The organism is Inediibacterium massiliense, from assembly GCF_001282725.1.
Classification (GTDB): Bacteria; Bacillota; Clostridia; order Peptostreptococcales; family Thermotaleaceae; genus Anaerophilus; species Anaerophilus massiliensis.
The window spans coordinates 834,666-850,677 of sequence record NZ_LN876586.1; the positions used below are offsets into that span (position 1 = coordinate 834,666).

19 protein-coding genes, 1 pseudogene and 2 riboswitches are annotated in these 16,012 nt (G+C 30.6%); of the genes and pseudogenes, 14 read left to right on the plus strand and 6 right to left on the minus strand.

Going from position 1 to position 16,012, the window contains the following annotated elements:
• Positions 1-64: 64 nt before the first annotated feature.
• The 3 genes from BN2409_RS07680 to istA all read right to left on the minus strand — a co-directional run bounded on the left by BN2409_RS07680 (position 65) and on the right by istA (position 3,622).
• Entirely contained in the window at positions 65-1,648 is a 1,584-nt protein-coding gene (locus tag BN2409_RS07680) for an ISL3 family transposase (protein WP_199872949.1), read from the minus strand.
• Positions 1,649-1,719: 71 nt separating this feature from the next.
• The gene (locus BN2409_RS07685; protein ID WP_278320196.1) at positions 1,720-2,334 is read right to left on the minus strand and encodes an ATP-binding protein; all 615 of its coding nucleotides are present in this window, start codon (positions 2,332-2,334) and stop codon (positions 1,720-1,722) included.
• On the minus strand, positions 2,327-3,622 hold the full coding sequence (gene istA / locus BN2409_RS07690; RefSeq protein WP_053956045.1) for an IS21 family transposase: 1,296 nt from the start codon (positions 3,620-3,622) through the stop codon (positions 2,327-2,329). Before istA ends, BN2409_RS07685 begins: the two co-directional genes overlap by 8 nt.
• A gap of 60 nt (positions 3,623-3,682) precedes the next feature.
• On the opposite strand from istA, the gene BN2409_RS07695 reads away from it, so the two are divergent.
• The 7 genes and pseudogenes from BN2409_RS07695 to BN2409_RS07720 all read left to right on the plus strand — a co-directional run bounded on the left by BN2409_RS07695 (position 3,683) and on the right by BN2409_RS07720 (position 6,553).
• Entirely contained in the window at positions 3,683-4,324 is a 642-nt protein-coding gene (locus BN2409_RS07695; RefSeq protein ID WP_110943011.1) for a group II intron maturase-specific domain-containing protein, read from the plus strand.
• 94 nt (positions 4,325-4,418) lie between these two features.
• A pseudogene (locus BN2409_RS07700) lies at positions 4,419-4,694 on the plus strand (IS3 family transposase); the annotation flags it as partial.
• A gap of 90 nt (positions 4,695-4,784) precedes the next feature.
• A complete protein-coding gene (locus BN2409_RS07705) occupies positions 4,785-5,057 on the plus strand; it encodes a hypothetical protein (RefSeq protein ID WP_199872950.1) in 273 nt (90 codons plus the stop codon).
• Between the two features lie 319 nt (positions 5,058-5,376).
• On the plus strand, positions 5,377-5,550 hold the full coding sequence (locus BN2409_RS17170; protein WP_199872951.1) for a hypothetical protein: 174 nt from the start codon (positions 5,377-5,379) through the stop codon (positions 5,548-5,550).
• 217 nt (positions 5,551-5,767) lie between these two features.
• Positions 5,768-5,911: a hypothetical protein gene (locus tag BN2409_RS17175; RefSeq protein WP_199872952.1), complete on the plus strand. Its 144-nt coding sequence runs from the start codon at positions 5,768-5,770 to the stop codon at positions 5,909-5,911.
• 78 nt (positions 5,912-5,989) lie between these two features.
• Positions 5,990-6,295, plus strand: a complete 306-nt coding sequence (locus tag BN2409_RS07715) for a hypothetical protein (RefSeq protein ID WP_053956047.1) — start codon at positions 5,990-5,992, stop codon at positions 6,293-6,295.
• Positions 6,296-6,346: 51 nt separating this feature from the next.
• Positions 6,347-6,553, plus strand: coding sequence for a hypothetical protein (locus tag BN2409_RS07720; protein WP_053956048.1), 207 nt, complete (start codon positions 6,347-6,349; stop codon positions 6,551-6,553).
• A gap of 126 nt (positions 6,554-6,679) precedes the next feature.
• Here the strand turns inward: BN2409_RS07720 and BN2409_RS17830 are convergent, their stop codons facing one another.
• The 3 genes from BN2409_RS17830 to BN2409_RS07730 form a co-directional block, all read right to left on the minus strand.
• Positions 6,680-6,844, minus strand: coding sequence for a transposase domain-containing protein (locus BN2409_RS17830; RefSeq protein ID WP_110943045.1), 165 nt, complete (start codon positions 6,842-6,844; stop codon positions 6,680-6,682).
• Between the two features lie 92 nt (positions 6,845-6,936).
• Positions 6,937-7,590, minus strand: coding sequence for an ABC transporter ATP-binding protein (locus tag BN2409_RS07725; protein WP_053956049.1), 654 nt, complete (start codon positions 7,588-7,590; stop codon positions 6,937-6,939).
• Between the two features lie 191 nt (positions 7,591-7,781).
• Positions 7,782-8,030 carry a hypothetical protein gene (locus BN2409_RS07730; RefSeq protein WP_053956050.1) on the minus strand — a complete coding sequence of 83 codons (249 nt, stop codon included), beginning with the start codon at positions 8,028-8,030 and terminating at the stop codon, positions 7,782-7,784.
• A 193-nt stretch (positions 8,031-8,223) separates the two neighbouring features.
• Positions 8,224-8,326: riboswitch (glycine riboswitch) on the plus strand.
• Between the two features lie 3 nt (positions 8,327-8,329).
• Positions 8,330-8,403, plus strand: a riboswitch (glycine riboswitch).
• A 137-nt stretch (positions 8,404-8,540) separates the two neighbouring features.
• Between BN2409_RS07730 and gcvT the strand changes: the two genes are divergently transcribed.
• From gcvT to lipA, 7 genes are read left to right on the plus strand one after another with little or no spacing between them, the layout of a single operon-like run.
• A complete protein-coding gene (gcvT, locus tag BN2409_RS07735; protein ID WP_053956051.1) occupies positions 8,541-9,647 on the plus strand; it encodes a glycine cleavage system aminomethyltransferase GcvT in 1,107 nt (368 codons plus the stop codon).
• A 13-nt stretch (positions 9,648-9,660) separates the two neighbouring features.
• Positions 9,661-10,047 (plus strand): glycine cleavage system protein GcvH, encoded by a 387-nt coding sequence (gene gcvH, locus BN2409_RS07740; RefSeq protein ID WP_053956052.1) that lies wholly within the window; start codon positions 9,661-9,663, stop codon positions 10,045-10,047.
• Positions 10,048-10,079: 32 nt separating this feature from the next.
• Entirely contained in the window at positions 10,080-11,423 is a 1,344-nt protein-coding gene (gene gcvPA / locus BN2409_RS07745; RefSeq protein WP_053956053.1) for an aminomethyl-transferring glycine dehydrogenase subunit GcvPA, read from the plus strand.
• A complete protein-coding gene (gene gcvPB, locus BN2409_RS07750) occupies positions 11,420-12,874 on the plus strand; it encodes an aminomethyl-transferring glycine dehydrogenase subunit GcvPB (protein WP_053956054.1) in 1,455 nt (484 codons plus the stop codon). The genes gcvPA and gcvPB overlap by 4 nt, the downstream gene beginning before the upstream one ends.
• Before the next feature lie 33 nt (positions 12,875-12,907).
• On the plus strand, positions 12,908-14,305 hold the full coding sequence (gene lpdA, locus BN2409_RS07755; protein WP_053956055.1) for a dihydrolipoyl dehydrogenase: 1,398 nt from the start codon (positions 12,908-12,910) through the stop codon (positions 14,303-14,305).
• A gap of 58 nt (positions 14,306-14,363) precedes the next feature.
• Positions 14,364-15,086: a lipoyl(octanoyl) transferase LipB gene (lipB, locus tag BN2409_RS07760; protein WP_053956056.1), complete on the plus strand. Its 723-nt coding sequence runs from the start codon at positions 14,364-14,366 to the stop codon at positions 15,084-15,086.
• Entirely contained in the window at positions 15,055-15,936 is an 882-nt protein-coding gene (gene lipA, locus BN2409_RS07765; RefSeq protein ID WP_053956057.1) for a lipoyl synthase, read from the plus strand. Before lipB ends, lipA begins: the two co-directional genes overlap by 32 nt.
• The last annotated feature ends 76 nt before the right edge of the window (positions 15,937-16,012 follow it).

Here is a 16,012-nt window from a genome sequence, read left to right on the forward strand (position 1 = left end):
TTCTTTCCCACTTTTGGTGAAGAAGTATGTATTTATATTAAAAATAAAAAACTATTTTTAAAAACTAATCTACATATAGGATTCTTTTTTTGAGCAAATCAAATTTAGCCCTGCCATACATTTGTCTTTTTATCATTTTGAGTCTATTAATTTGACCTTCTAACAGACCATTATTATAATCATATTTAAATGAATTCATAACCGCATCAAAATCTTTAATTATGCCATTAGAGAACCTTTCAAGTTCTTTTATGTCACTTTCCGAAGCTTCTTTAACCCATATTTTGAATTTTTCAAGATCTTTAGTTTTAAAGATGCTCCTAAAGCTTTGAATATACCTATATATTTTTTCTATAATAGGTTTGCTGTTAAAAACTAATTTTAAATCTTTCAATTGGTATTCTTCTAATTCATCATTATTTTTCCACATATAATTGGCTATATTATACCTAGATATTGTTTTATTTTTCGAGGTGTTATTCGTGGATAGGACACCTTCTTCTTTTTTGAATTTTCGTATGTAGTTTGTAATTGTACCATAGGAACCACTATAGCCTTTTAGCTTAAGTTTTTCTAATATTTCTGTAGCCTTCATGTTATTGTTAATACATTCTTTAATAAAGTCCTTATATTCATTGATAATACTTAGCTTTTGCGGTCTTGTATATATAACTATTTTCTCTTCATCTTCTTCAATATATTTTTTAATTGTTTTTCTAGATAATTTTGTAATTCTTGATATTTCCCACACTGAATCTCCCTGTGAATGTAAAGTTTTTACTTCTCTAATTAATTCTTTCTTCTTATTATGTCTCTCAACTTTTTCCTTATCTGCTTTTGTTATTTGAGTATTAGAGTTTTTCTCAGTGATTTCGTTAATTTCTTTTCTAGATACTTCCCCTTGTAGTTTGATTATTAATTTGCTTGATATTGTTCTTTTTAAAAAGTTTTTAACCCCTTCTAATAGATTATGAAAGATATGAAATCTATCAGCTATTTGAATGATTTCTTTATGTGCATCTTTTATTCCTTTTGCATAAGCTCCAGATCTATCCCTACTAACTATCTCTACTTGTGGATGTTGAATTAACCACTTTTCAAAGGTTTTAGATTTTCTATCAGGTAAAAGGTCGATTGGTTTATGAGATATTAAGTCACAAATTAATGTTCCATAATTATTCCCCTTTTTAAAAGCAAAGTCATCAACTCCAATATATTTAACATCACAATTTACTTGTATATCTGTATTTCTTAATATCCTAATGAGTGTATTTTTACTTACTGACATTGGTATTTTTTTCAAAATGTTAGCCATAGCATTCGAACTAGTACTAAAAGCAAAGAATCTTAAATAATTATCTAATCTATCAGTTCTTCTACTATATGGCTTAATGAAATCTGGGAATCTTTCAGTAAAAACCTTTCTATGACAGCATGGATTATCACAAAAGAATTTTCTACAGATCATTATTATTTCCAAAGGGTATCCTAGAATAGGAAGGTCTTTTAATGTACGATAATACCTACTATGTATTCTTTTGCTTGTCTTATTACATAAAGGACAAATAGATATGTTTTTAGTTGATATTACGTATAAGTATATATTTTTAGAAGATATTTCAATATTAAATATATTAAAGTCTTTCATAAAAAAGGGTTTAAGGTCTAGCATATCTACACTTCCTTTTTTATGAATATTTTTCCTTAAACATATTTTATTTAGTATAATTTTTGTTTCACCAAAAGTGAGAAAGAACCAATTTTCAATTGACAAATACAAAAAAATAGTTTTGAATCATCTTTATCTATTGGCAGATATCCTAATTCATCAATAATTAATAGCTTATATTTAGAAAAATGTTTTAGTCTTGCATCTAGCCTATTTTCTAGCCTAGCTTTTTTTAATTGCTGAAGAAGATCATGGTATTTTATAAAATATGTACTATATCTTTTTTTAGCTGCTGCGATTCCTATTGACGTAGCTAAGTGTGTTTTACCAACCCCACTAGAGCCTAGAAATACAATATTTTCTTTCGATTCTAAGAACCGTAGAGTTGCAAAATCTAAAATTTGTTGCTTATTAATACTTGGTTGAAAATCAAAGTCAAAATCCTTTATTTCCTTTGTATGAGGGAAAGCCCCTACCTTTACCATTGAACGAATCATATTTGCTTCTTTGAAGTCAATTTCATGGGTTGTCAGTTTAGTAAGTCCTTCTACAAAAGAAAGATTATTCTTGTTTATGAAATCTATTACATGGTCTAGGTGGGTAGTCATTTGCTTTAATTTCAAGTATTCTAGATTTTTTACTAATTGTGTGTATGAACTATTCATTTTGGTAGATCTCTCCTATCATCTTTAAGTTATTTTTTGCAATTGTCTTTATTTCCTCAAGTGAATTATTTAAAGTCAAAGAACTAATTGCTACATAATGTTCAGAATGATAATTTAGTTTCTGATTTTTCACCGTATGAATAGTAACTAAGTTTGTGTTATAATAAATGTGTATTTGATCATCATATATTTGTAGCTTTAACTTCTTTCCAATATACTCTGGGGGTACAGAGTATTGGTTTGATTTATAATAAATCATACTTTGAGGATTAACTGTTACAGATAATGTTTTGATCGTATAAAGGTTTCTTATTTGTTCCCTGGGAAGTTCAAATAAGGAGTCTTTTTCTTTTTCTAAATGCAAAATAGGTATTTTACCTGTTGCAGTATGACATGTACTATTTATTCTATTGTTAAGCTTTGTTACAAGTTGATGTAACTGATCATAATTTAAAGTTCCATTATATGCACGGATCTCATCTAATAGCTTCATTGGCGCTTCTACCTTTGCCTTTGTGTTAGGTCTTCCAGCAATACATGGACAAACCTTAAAGTTATAATCATTTGCAAACTGCTGAAATTTAATATTTACCCTTCCTTTTGAATAATTAGTTCTTGGTTCATCCATAACCGTCTTCATATTATCCGTTAATAATTCATGTGGAACGCCTCCAAAGATTTCAAATGCTTCATTTAAGAATGACAATAGAATATCTTGTGATTTACTAAGGGATAATCTGTAAATTCTAAATCTTGAGTAAGAAAGTATAATCACAAATATATTTATTTTAATTACCTCACCATCACTTAATACAAACTCCATGTTCTCCTTCCAATCTATTTGAGCCTGTTGTCCTTTGGACGTTTCATATCGCATAGGTGCAATACTAGATGTATAATTTTTTCGTCTTTTCTTAAAATAATTATTAAATTCTTCGTGTTTAGAAATATACCTACGAAAAGATGATTGAGCACAATCTAAGCTATAATTATCCTTTAAAAACTGCCATAATACTCGTTTATAATAAAATACTTGTATTGATTCATCACTAAGTAATTCTTTTATTATAGGATAAAATCTATCGATTTTGGATGAACTATTTCTTGTAGTGGGCTTAGTATAGCCATTTATATATTTAGTAACAGTACGAGCATCAACGCCTAATTCTCTTGCTATTTGGCTTTTATTCACTTTCAAGTTCCCTACCTCCATGAAAGGTTTCAGTTTATGAAGATCGTCTAATGTATTAATTTCTATATTTGTATTTATATCATTTTTTATTATCATAATTACCTCCATTAATTTCAGAGATAATTATATATTGTTTTGTATGAATTATGTATTCTTATGTTATCATTTATAGTCCGATATGCTGATGACTTTATTATCACAGCCAATTCAAAAGAAATAGCAGAAGAACTCAAAGATATTGTCAGCAGTTTTCTAAAATCTCGTGGATTAATGTTATCTGAAGAAAAGACTTTAATCACGCATATTGATGAAGGATTCGATTTTCTTGGGTGGACATTCCGCAAATTCAAAGGAAAGCTGATTGTCAAACCTTCTAAAAGTTCCATCAAAAGCTTGATTAAAAAATGTTCTACTATCATACTCAAAGAAGGAAAAGCAAGTACGCAATCAGATTTGATACGAAGGTTAAATCAAGTGATTAGGGGTTGGACTAACTACCACAAACACGTTGTAGCAAGTCAAGTATTTTCATACATCAACAACACACTCTATCACTTACTACATCAGTGGGCTAAGCATCGCCACCCAAACAAGAACAAATGGTGGAGATTGAACAAATACTGGCATGAAAAGGATAGCAAACCATGGGTATTCACAACAAATGACTATACTCTCATAAACCTTAGGAGAATAAACATTGTCAGATACCCAAAGTTACAAATCTCAAAAAATCCTTTCTTAAATAAAAAGTACTTTTATCAAAGAAAGATAAAACTTCACATGACTGTTGCTGCCTGAAAAGGTGAAGAAATGCTTGAGCCGTATGAGTTGGAAACTCTCACGTACGGTTCTTAGACGAGGGAAAGGGAGCAATCCCTTTTCTTTAGTCGATTACACAAGCATGGAATTTGGGAGTTACCTTAAATCTAAGGGGATACAGCATTCATTTAGTCGTAAAGGCTGCCCTTATGACAATGCTCCTATTGAATCATTCCACTCAGTATTGAAAAAAGAAGAAATTCATCATGTGAAATATATAGATTTTCATACCGCTAAATTAGCCATATTTGAATACATTGAAGGCTGGTACAATAGAAAGCGTATTTATGGATCATTAAAATATAAAACCCCTCAACAAGTAGAAGATGAGGCTAAAATTGCATGTTAAAAACTAACTTTTTGTTGTCCAAAATATTGACATAGATCCAGATATTATTTCGGCTTACCCTATTAAATAATTTTGAAAGGAGAAAACTAAATGCAATCAAATGGAGAAAAATTTAAATGCAGTGATGGAAAGATTTACTGTTCTGTTTGTCTAAATGGTGCATACGGTTTTGTTTATAAAGCTAGAATCAAAAACACAAATGAAGAGATTTTTATATGTGATGAATGCGAAGCTGTATGGGAATCAGAAGAAAATATACTAAACAATCATTTTGAAGAATTTGAACAATATATGTACAAGAAAGGGTTAAAACCTTTATGGTCAGAGCTTAAAGACATTAAAGAAGTTTGGTATAAAAAGTAATTCTTAATTAAAACTCCTTAAGAAGTTTTTTGAAAATTCTTAAGGAGTTTTGATGTTCTGATTATTATTGCTTGTTTTTTTAAAACGATGAGAAAAATGTATAATAGAGATAATTAGACATTATAATAAAAATTTTATGTATAAGATTATAACTTAGAGGACCCTCTGTGCTGTAGTTAATGCGTTGTCAAACTTTAAGGGTAAGAAAATGATGTTTGGTAGTGACACATTCTTGCTTGATAAAAGTGGAATGAAACATATACTTGAAAGACATCATCCAAACTTCTGGGATGGTTCTGTTAAGAAGGCTCAAAGCTTCTTGAACAAGAATATGAGTATTGATGATGTATCTGATGCTGTTCATGAAGTTATGAAACAAAATCGTGATACATTGATTAACAAAGGTACTACTGGCATGTATCAAATTACTGGTACTGCCAACTGTGTTGATTATGTAGTAGGATTCAAGAATGGTAGGGTAGGGCAGTTTTAGAAGAGATTAAGGTTGGTGATAAATTTGTTTAAAATACAGTCATATATAAAGAGACCCAAAGTGAAAATTGACAATCTTTCAATTCTAAATCAAAATTTCAGTGATTATTTTGTTAGACTTGATGATAAAGACTCGTTTATGAGCATCATGGGAGACAAAGAAGGCTAGCAAGTCATTAAAGTGATCAGCTAAAATTCTAAAAGGAGGAAGAGTTTCAATGATTAATGATGCAGGGTTAACAGCAAGACAAAGATTAACAAAAGGTATTGTAGATATAAGAAAACAATTTGGAAGGAAGTATAATGAAGGAATGCTTCAAATGATAGATTATACTAAAACACTTCCACAATACAGTAAGTAAGAGGTGATAAACAATGGCTATTTTAGGACCTTATACAGGAGATCCTAACAAATCTGCAAGCTATTTATATGGTATGGTGTGCATTGGAAAGGATTAAAAGGATTTAAGGTAGTTCAAGGAGAATTAATCTATAAGCATAGATTCGGCGATAGAACGTGGAAAATTCCTAAATGTGAGAATTGTCATGAATTATATCATCCAATATTTACCTTTGATTTAAATGATCCTAAATTAAAAGATATAAAAATAGATGATTTAAATGAATTACCATTAATATCGTGTTTAAATTGTTCAACAGCTTGGGAACAACAAATATTTAAAATTGATGCTAAAAATAAAGAAGTTAAAATTTTAAGCACAAGAGATACTACAAAATGGATATAAGATGAAGAAAACAAAATTCTCGTACCTTTACCAGAAGTTAAGGTTAAGCTAGTGGAAATGGATGCTGAAGATATCCCTATTGATAGTGACTTATACTATAGTATTCTTGATGCACTTGGTGAGAAATATATTTGTAGACTATTGGGAGCACCAACATATATGAAGTTTCCTATTAACAGAGAATGTCCTGTTTGTAAAAAAGAAATGCAATATATTGCAACTATAGGAAGCCAATCATATGATGCAGAGAATGCATGATAATAAAAACAGAGTGCCAAGGAACGTAAGCGTCAATCCCATTATACATAGAAATTTATCATAAAAACAATTAAACTAATAACACCACAATAGCATAGTGGCAACTTGCTAGAGTGGTGTTGTTTTTTAGTCTTTTGTTTTTAATCTGATTTTATTAGATATTAAATATGACCATAGTAACAAAGCGTCTAACTCAACGGTGTTTTTGGTATCGATGTTTGGAAATTTTTCAAAAATATAGGTTAGATATTTGAATGGCTTGAGCCTATTTTCTGTAGCTGTTTCAATGATGCTATATCAAACGCCACTAGCGGTTGTACCTTTCGGTGAAAATAAGTATTTATTGAACTATCCCAATAGAAAAACCCAATTATAACCTACCATCATATGTCCTTGGATTTTTTTTTATGCCACAAATTTGTCTGTCTTTTGGGAGACATAGCTTCTGCTATGTCATGCGTTACCATAATGGCAGTTTTCTTTTCTTTTTTTAGAATTTTTCCTATATCATCTGATACGGCAAGTCGAGTTTGATAGTCGAGAGCAGAAAAAGGTTCATCTAAAAGTAATAGTTCAGGTTCGATTGCTAATGTTCTAATGAGTGCTACTCTTTGTCTCATTCCTCCTGATAGCTGGCTTGGGTAGTGATCTTTAAAATCTCCTAATCCATACACATCTAATAGCTTTTGAGTTCTAGCTTTTGTTTTTTCATTCAATTTATTTTGAATTTCAAGACCAATGAGTACATTATTCAAAATATTTCTCCATTCAAATAAATGATCTTTTTGAAACATATATCCTATTTCTTTATTGGAACCATTTACTGTTTTTGCATTTACTCTTACTTCTCCAGAAGAAGGTTTTAAAAGTCCTGATATGATAGAAAGTATAGTTGATTTTCCACAACCACTAGGTCCTACAATGGCTACCATTTCACCTTTATATACACAAAAAGATAAGTTTCTAAGAGCATGAGTTTCACGTTCTAATGTATGATAATGCATAGATACATTTTTAACCTCCACAATTTTTTCCATAGACAGATTCCTCCCTAAGCCGTAAAATCCGTATATTCTATAGTATTCAATATGAATCTATTTGTTACTTTATAGGAGAGGAATTGAATATAAAGAGAAAATGTACCCATCTAGTATATTAATTTTGTAATTTTAAATAAAAGCTACTTTTATACAGTAGCTTTTAAAAAAATAAACTGAACAAAGTCCAGTTATTTAATAAGTTTTAATTTAGCAATATCATAAAGATTTTCTTTTGTTACTGCTTCTACAGCATTAATTTTATTATCAATATTATCAAGTTTTATATTTATTTCTGTACGAAATTCAGTAAGATTTGCAGTTTGATCATGAACAACATCTAATTTTTTTTCGATACGTTCTTGACCTACTTTAAGATCGTTCACATCAGTTTTAATTGATTTAAGTTCATTTAGTATTTGTTGTAGCATTTTTTCCATATGAATCATCCTTTCAATACAAGGTGCTTATAATTATTTATATTTTACCATCAGAAAGGTTTTTAGTCACTAAAAAAATAGAGGAAAAAACTTATTTGATCGAAAAATATATACTATTGAAATTTTTAGAAAATTATATTATGATAATATTGTAATAAATTATGGAAGATATACAAATAAAATATAAGACTAGATGAGAATAGCGAGAGATATCTTTACTAAGATAGCCGAAGAAGCAATGTAAAAACAGCCATGTTTTTATAGAAACTTTCAGGCAAAAGGATCGCTATTTGATGGAACTCTGAAGAGTCCTATAGATGGACGCCGAAGGAGAAGAATAAGTTATTTAAAGCTCTCAGGCTATGAAACAGAGGAATATAATGGCATGTTTATTTAGTATGCCATTATATTCCTCTATTTTTTTGCTCTTTAAGAAGTTATATACATGAGCAATTCTAAGAGAAATATGCGAATTTTTTATTTAAAACAAAAATTAAAGGGGGAGGACTAATGGATCAATTAAAAGAAACACCTTTATTTGAGTGCCATAGAAAATATGGAGGTAAAATTATTGATTTTGCAGGATGGGCACTTCCAGTGCAATATGAAGGGATCAAAGTAGAGCATGAAGCAGTTAGAAATTTTGCAGGAATTTTTGATGTATCTCATATGGGAGAGATAGAAATCACAGGAAAGGAAGCTTCTGATTTTGTGCAAAATTTGATTACTAATGATATTTCGGTACTTAAGGATCATCAGGTTGTATATACTTTTATGTGTTATCCTCATGGGGGTATTGTAGATGACTTTTTAGTGTATAAGTTTGATAAAAATCATTTTTATCTCGTGGTGAATGCAAGTAATATACAAAAAGATTTTCAGTGGATGAAAGAAAATAGTACAGATTATGATGTGAAAATTGAAAATATATCAGAAGATGTATCTGAAATCGCCATCCAAGGACCTAATGCACAAAAAATATTACAAAAGTTAACGGATACAGACCTTTCAGAAATCAAATTTTTCTATTGTAAAAGAAATGTATCTGTTGTATCTGCAAATTGCTTAATATCAAGAACTGGATATACAGGAGAAGATGGCTTTGAAATTTATTTATCTAATGAGGACGTAAAGATGTTATGGGAAAAATTAATGGAAGCAGGAAAAGAATATGGATTAAAGCCAGCGGGACTTGGAGCGCGCGATACTTTAAGATTTGAGGTAGCACTACCCCTTTATGGAAACGAACTTTCAAAAGATATTACTCCATTAGAAGCGGGATTAGGCTTTTTTGTGAAACTGGATAAACCAAATTTTATTGGAAAAGAAGGATTAAAAAAGCAAAAATCTGAAGGACTCAAAAGAAAAATTGTGGGGTTTGAAATGATAGATAAAGGAATTCCAAGAAATGGATATGAGGTAATGGCTGAGGGTAAAACAATTGGTTTTGTAACTACTGGTTATGCAGCTCCTACAGTAAAGAAAAATATTGGAATGGCAATGGTGGACATAGAATATTCAAAGCTAGATACGCCTATAGAAATAAAGATAAGAAATAAAATATTAAAAGCGAAGGTTGTTAATAAGAAATTTTATCAAAAAAATTATAAAAAATAAGGAGGAATATAAAATGAAAATTATAGAAGGATTGTATTATTCAAAAGAGCATGAATGGGTGAAGGTAGAAGGAGAAAAAGCTTATATTGGTATTACTGATTATGCACAGAATGCATTAGGTGAAATTGTTTATGTAGAGATGCCAGAGATAGATGATGAATTTAGGATTGGAGATGTTTTTGGAGTTGTAGAATCTGTGAAAGCAGCTTCTGATGTATACTTGCCTATTTCTGGAAAAGTTATAGAAATTAATGAAGAGTTAGAAGATCAACCCCAACTATTGAATGAAAAACCTTACGAAAGTTGGATATTAATAGTAGAATTGTCTGATCAATCTGAAATCAATCAGTTAATGGATTCTAAAGGATACGAGGAATTTTGTAAAGAAGAAAATCATTAATCGGATCAATAGATAAAGTAAGGAGGGAAAGTATGCATAGATATATACCCAATACAGAGGATGATAAAAGGTATATGCTAAATTCTATAGGGGCTAAGTCTATAGATGATTTATTTGAAGATATACCAAAGGAGCTTCGATTGAATAGAGAGCTTAATATAGGAAAATCTTTATCAGAAATAGAGCTTGTAAAACATATGAATGAATTGGCTAATAAAAATAAAAGCACCAATGAATTGATTTCTTTCTTAGGAGCAGGAGCTTATGATCACTATATTCCAGCAATTATAAAGCATATTGCTACGAAATCAGAATTTTTGACAGCATATACGCCTTATCAAGCAGAGATTAGTCAAGGAACTTTAAGAGTCATATTTGAATATCAGACTATGATTTGCAATCTTACAGGGATGGATGTATCCAATGCTTCTATGTATGATGGACCAACGGCTTGTGCAGAAGCTTCAATCATGGCTTGTGAAAGCACAAAAAGAAAATCTATCATAGTATCTAAAACAGTTCATCCAGAGGTAAGAAAGGTGTTACATACTTATATGAGATTTAGAAAAATTGAAGTGATAGAAGTAGATATGAACGATGGGGTAACAGATATTGAAAAATTAAAATCGATAGTAGATAAAAATACTTCAGGTGTTATTATTCAAAATCCTAATTTTTTTGGAATCATAGAGGATTTAACAGAAGTAGAAAAAATTATTCATGAAAATAAGGGAATGTTGATTACTTATGTAGATCCAATTTCTCTTGGAATATTAAAAACTCCAGAACAATTAGGAGCAGATATTGCTGTAGGAGAAGGGCAAGCATTAGGAAATAATCTTAATTATGGAGGACCTTATTTAGGATTTTTAGCAACAAAATCTAAATGGGTTAGAAAAATGCCAGGAAGAATTGTGGGGCAATCTGTGGATCAAGATGGAAAGAGAGCTTTTGTACTTACATTACAAGCTAGAGAACAACATATTAGAAGACATAAGGCAACTTCAAATATATGCTCAAACCAAGGACTAAATGCGTTGATGGCAGCTGTTTATCTAACTACTATGGGGAAAAAGGGACTGAGAGAAGTAGCTACAAGATGTGTACAAAAATCTCATTATGCACTAGATAAGATAACAGAGGGAAACAAGTTTAAACCTTTATTTCACAAACCATTTTTTAAAGAATTTGCAGTAACAAGTCATATAGATGGCAAAGTAGTAAATAAAGAGCTTCTTAAAAATGGAATATTGGGTGGATATGAAATAGGCAAGGATTATACAGAACTTAAAAATGGACTATTGTTTGCTGTGACAGAAAAGAGAACAGAGGAAGAAATTCATAAGCTTTCAAAAGTATTGGAGGTGATAAAGTGAAACCATATGATCCACTTATTTTTGAATTATCTAAAGAGGGAAGATTTGCATATTCTCTACCAAGCTGTGCTTTATGTGATAAAGAATTAATAGAATATATTCCTAAAGAGTTTTTAAATGATGAAGAAGTAAATTTACCAGAAGTTAGTGAAGTAGATATTATTCGTCATTATACAAATCTGTCACAACTAAATTATGGAGTAGATACAGGTTTTTATCCTTTAGGATCTTGTACAATGAAGTACAACCCAAAGATCAATGAGGATGTATCATCTATTGAGGGGCTTTGTCATATACATCCTTATCAACCAGAGGAAACAGTACAGGGTTCTTTAGAGCTTATGTATCATTTAGATCGTATGTTATCTGAAATATCTGGTATGGATAAAACGACTCTACAGCCTGCTGCTGGAGCTCATGGAGAGCTTACTGGTCTTATGATAATCAAAGCTTATCATGAAAGTCGAAAAGATTTTAAAAGAAGCAAAATTATAGTACCAGATGCAGCTCATGGTACAAATCCAGCAAGTGCTACAGTTTCTGGATTTGAAATCGTTGAAATTCAATCCAATCAAAATGGAGGCGTAGATGTAGATGCTTTAAAATCTGTTTTGAATGATGAGATTGCAGGACTTATGCTAACCAATCCAAATACACTTGGTCTTTTTGAGAAAAATATGAAAACAATTGCAGATCTTGTCCATGAAGCAGGTGGTCTTTTATATTACGACGGAGCCAATATGAATGCTATTATGGGAAAAACAAGACCTGGAGATATGGGATTTGATGTGATGCATTATAATCTACATAAGACTTTTTCTACACCTCATGGGGGGGGTGGACCAGGAAGTGGTCCAGTAGGAGTCAAAGAACATCTTATTCCTTTTTTACCCGTACCCGTTGTTGAGAAGAAAAATGATCAATATATATTAGAGTATGATCGTCCACTATCTATTGGAAAGGTTAAAGGATTTTATGGGAATTATGGTGTCATGATCAAAGCTTATGCATATATTTTATCAATGGGAGGGGAAGGAATCAAAGAAGTTAGTGAAACAGCAGTTTTAAATGCAAATTATATGATGAATAAACTAAAAGAATACTATTTCTTACCAATAGATCAAATATGTAAGCATGAATTTGTTTTAGGTGGTATAAAGGGAGAGGATTTAGAAGTATCAACTCTAGATGTAGCTAAAAGATTAATTGATTATGGATATCATCCACCAACTATATATTTTCCACTTATTATAAAAGAAGCTTTGATGATTGAGCCTACTGAAACAGAAAGTATTGAGACATTGGATGAATTTATTCAAGCTATGATAAAAGTAGCAAAGGAAGCAAAAGAAAATCCAGAGTTTTTAAAAAATGCTCCACATCATACACCTGTTAGGAGAATTGATGAAGCAAGAGCTGCAAGAAATTTAATATTGAAGTGGGAAAAATAAAGACTCAAAAAGCTTTGAATGAGAGGTGAAAAAATGGATAGAGATATTGTTATTTTAGGAGGAGGACCAGGCGGATATTATGCAGCTATAAGGGCAGCACAATTAGGAGCAAAGGTAACATTAATTGAAAAAGAAAATTTAGGTGGAACCTGTTTAAATTTAGGATGTATACCTACTAAAGCTTTATATAGAAATGCACAAATATTAAATACATTAAAAAATATAGATCAGTATGGGATCTATGTAAATGATTACAGTATAGATATTCCAAAGATACAAGAAAGAAAAGAAAATATTATTAAACAGCTTGTAGAAGGTATATCTAAGCTTATGGAAGCGAATAAAGTGGAAGTAATTTATGGAAAGGGGATATTCAAAGATCAAAATACTGTTTCTGTGACTTTAAAGGATGAAAGTCAAATAGATATAAAAGGTAAAAATATTATTATTGCTACAGGTTCTAAAGTCTTAGTTCCTCCAATCCCAGGAGCAGATTTAGAAGGAATTCTTACCAGCAAAGAAATTTTAAATTTTAAAGATATACCACAGAGACTTATCATTATCGGTGGAGGGGTTATAGGCATAGAATTTGCTACTATTTTTAATGCATTAGGATCAAAAGTTACTGTTATAGAATTATATAATCATATTTTAGATAAAGTAGAATTAGATTTAAGCAAAAGATTGACAGTTTCTCTTAAAAAGAAAGGGATTCAAATATATACTGGTACAGCAGCAAATAAAATCCAAAAAGAGAACAATAATTTTGTTGTTTATGCACAAGGGAAAAAAGGTGAATTAAAAGTAGAAGCAGATTGTGTTTTATTAGCAAGTGGAAGAGCTCCGCAAGTAGAGGGGATCAACCTTGAAGAAATAGGGATTGAATTTGATCAAAAAGGAATCAAAATAGATGAAAATTTTAAAACAAATATAGATCATATTTATGCCATAGGGGATAGTATTGGGAAAAAAATGCTTGCGCATGTAGCTTCACATGAGGGAATTATTGTTTCTGAAAAAATAATGGGAATACAAAGTACAATCAATCAAGAAGTGATTCCAGATTGTGTATTTACTTTCCCAGAAATTGCAAGTGTAGGAATGACAGAACAAGAGGCAAAGAATAAGGGAATTTCATATCATACAAGTAAATTTTTATTTGGAGCCAATGGAAAGGCACTTACATTAGGGGAACCAGAGGGAATGGTAAAAGTAATATCCAATGAAAAAGATGAAATCCTTGGTGTACATATTATGGGACCTCATGCGTCTGATTTGATTCATGAAGGTGCTTTGGCTGTTGGTAAAAAAATGAAAGCAGATGATATTTCAAATATTATTCATGCTCATCCAACATTATCAGAATCTTTTGCAGAAGCTATTTTAGGACTTAAAGGAGAAGCGATCCATATGGTACCTTCGAAAAGATAAAAATGAAAGAAAGTAAGAGGATTTCTTACTTTCTTTCATTATTCTGGGAGGTGAATTTGTGAAACTAAATGTTTTATTTCTTGGAAAATGTGAATATGAAAAAGCTTTAAAGATTCAATATGAGCTTTTAAGAAAAAGACAAAATAACGAGATAGAAGATACATTGATTTTAGTAGAACATCCACCAGTCATTACGTTAGGAAGACGAGCACAAAAGGGACATATTTTAAAGAGTAAAGAGTTTTTAAAAAAGGAAGGAATAGATGTATTTCAAATTAATAGGGGTGGAGATGTGACTTATCATGGAGATGGACAAATTGTAGGATATCCAATCATTCATTTAAAAAGCATTTCTATAGGTATAAGAAATTTTGTTAATAATCTTGAGGAATTATTTATTCAGTTACTCTATGATAAATATCATATTGTTGCAGGAAGAGATCCAAAGCATACAGGAGTTTGGGTGGGAGAACAAAAAATTGTGGCAATAGGTTTAGCTGTAAAACGTGGTGTTACAATGCATGGATTTGCTTTTAATGTAAATACAAATCTAGATCATTTTAAGTGGATTATACCATGTGGGATAGAAAATAGAGGCGTTACATCCATTCAAAATATGACTGAAAAAAATTTTGATTTTCAGAAGGCAAATCAATTTGTATTCAATTATTTTTTAAAAATATTTCATTATGAGACATATAAAGAAGTCACTTTAGATCAATTGCTTTTAGAGGATAGGAGGGAGATATATGAAAGTTTACAGAAAGCCACAATGGCTTAGAATCAATTTAAGTCAAGGAAGAAATTTAGATGATGTAGAGAATTTACTCAAAAAATATTCTTTAAATACTGTATGCAGAGAAGCAAATTGTCCCAACAGAATGGAATGTTTTAGTAAAAAAACAGCAACCTTTATGATTCTAGGGAAAGAGTGTTCTAGAAATTGCAAATTTTGTAATGTCTCCCATGGAGAATTAGAAGAAGTGGATGAAAATGAACCAGAAAATGTTGCAAATGCAGCATTAGATCTTAAATTAAAGCATGTTGTGATTACTTCAGTAACAAGAGATGATTTAGTAGATGGAGGAGCAGGTCATTTCGCAAAGGTCATAAAGACTATAAAATCAAATGATCCTAAAATCATTGTTGAGGTATTGATTCCAGACTTTAAGGGAGATGATGAAGCTTTAAGCAAAGTGGTAAAAGCAAAGCCTGAGATAATCAATCATAATGTGGAAACAGTTCCAAGATTGTATGAAAAGGTGAGGCCTATGGCTATATATGAACGTTCTTTACAATTATTAAAGAATGTAAAAATGATGGATAACAATATATTTACAAAATCAGGGATTATGGTAGGCCTAGGAGAAAGAGAAGAAGAAGTAATAGAGGTATTCAAAGATTTAAGAAAAGCAGGATGTGATTTTTTAACGATTGGACAATATTTGCCTCCTAGCAAAAAGCATTATCCACTTGTAGAATATATACACCCAGAAATATTTGAAAAATATAAAGAAGAGGCTTTGCAATTAGGATTTTGTTTTGTAGCTTCTGGACCTTTTGTAAGAAGTTCATATCATGCAGCGGAGGCTATGAAGAATTTTCAAGATAATGAAGAAGTTCTTAAATGAAATTTAAAAAATCCACTACTAGTCAAGATATAGATGAAAAAGTGGTGGATTTTTATATAACATGAATAAAAATGTG

Excerpts from the sequence above, each read along its gene's own strand:
- BN2409_RS07680 (WP_199872949.1), bottom strand. The coding sequence starts at position 1,648 with ATGAAAGACTTTAATATATTTAATATTGAAATATCTTCTAAAAATATA.
- BN2409_RS07685 (WP_278320196.1), bottom strand. The coding sequence starts at position 2,334 with ATGAATAGTTCATACACACAATTAGTAAAAAATCTAGAATACTTGAAA.
- istA (WP_053956045.1), bottom strand. The coding sequence starts at position 3,622 with ATGATAATAAAAAATGATATAAATACAAATATAGAAATTAATACATTA.
- BN2409_RS07695 (WP_110943011.1), top strand. The coding sequence starts at position 3,683 with ATGTTATCATTTATAGTCCGATATGCTGATGACTTTATTATCACAGCC.
- BN2409_RS07705 (WP_199872950.1), top strand. The coding sequence starts at position 4,785 with ATGCAATCAAATGGAGAAAAATTTAAATGCAGTGATGGAAAGATTTAC.
- BN2409_RS17175 (WP_199872952.1), top strand. The coding sequence starts at position 5,768 with ATGATTAATGATGCAGGGTTAACAGCAAGACAAAGATTAACAAAAGGT.
- BN2409_RS07725 (WP_053956049.1), bottom strand. The coding sequence starts at position 7,590 with ATGGAAAAAATTGTGGAGGTTAAAAATGTATCTATGCATTATCATACA.
- BN2409_RS07730 (WP_053956050.1), bottom strand. The coding sequence starts at position 8,030 with ATGGAAAAAATGCTACAACAAATACTAAATGAACTTAAATCAATTAAA.
- gcvT (WP_053956051.1), top strand. The coding sequence starts at position 8,541 with ATGGATCAATTAAAAGAAACACCTTTATTTGAGTGCCATAGAAAATAT.
- gcvH (WP_053956052.1), top strand. The coding sequence starts at position 9,661 with ATGAAAATTATAGAAGGATTGTATTATTCAAAAGAGCATGAATGGGTG.
- gcvPA (WP_053956053.1), top strand. The coding sequence starts at position 10,080 with ATGCATAGATATATACCCAATACAGAGGATGATAAAAGGTATATGCTA.
- lpdA (WP_053956055.1), top strand. The coding sequence starts at position 12,908 with ATGGATAGAGATATTGTTATTTTAGGAGGAGGACCAGGCGGATATTAT.
- lipA (WP_053956057.1), top strand. The coding sequence starts at position 15,055 with ATGAAAGTTTACAGAAAGCCACAATGGCTTAGAATCAATTTAAGTCAA.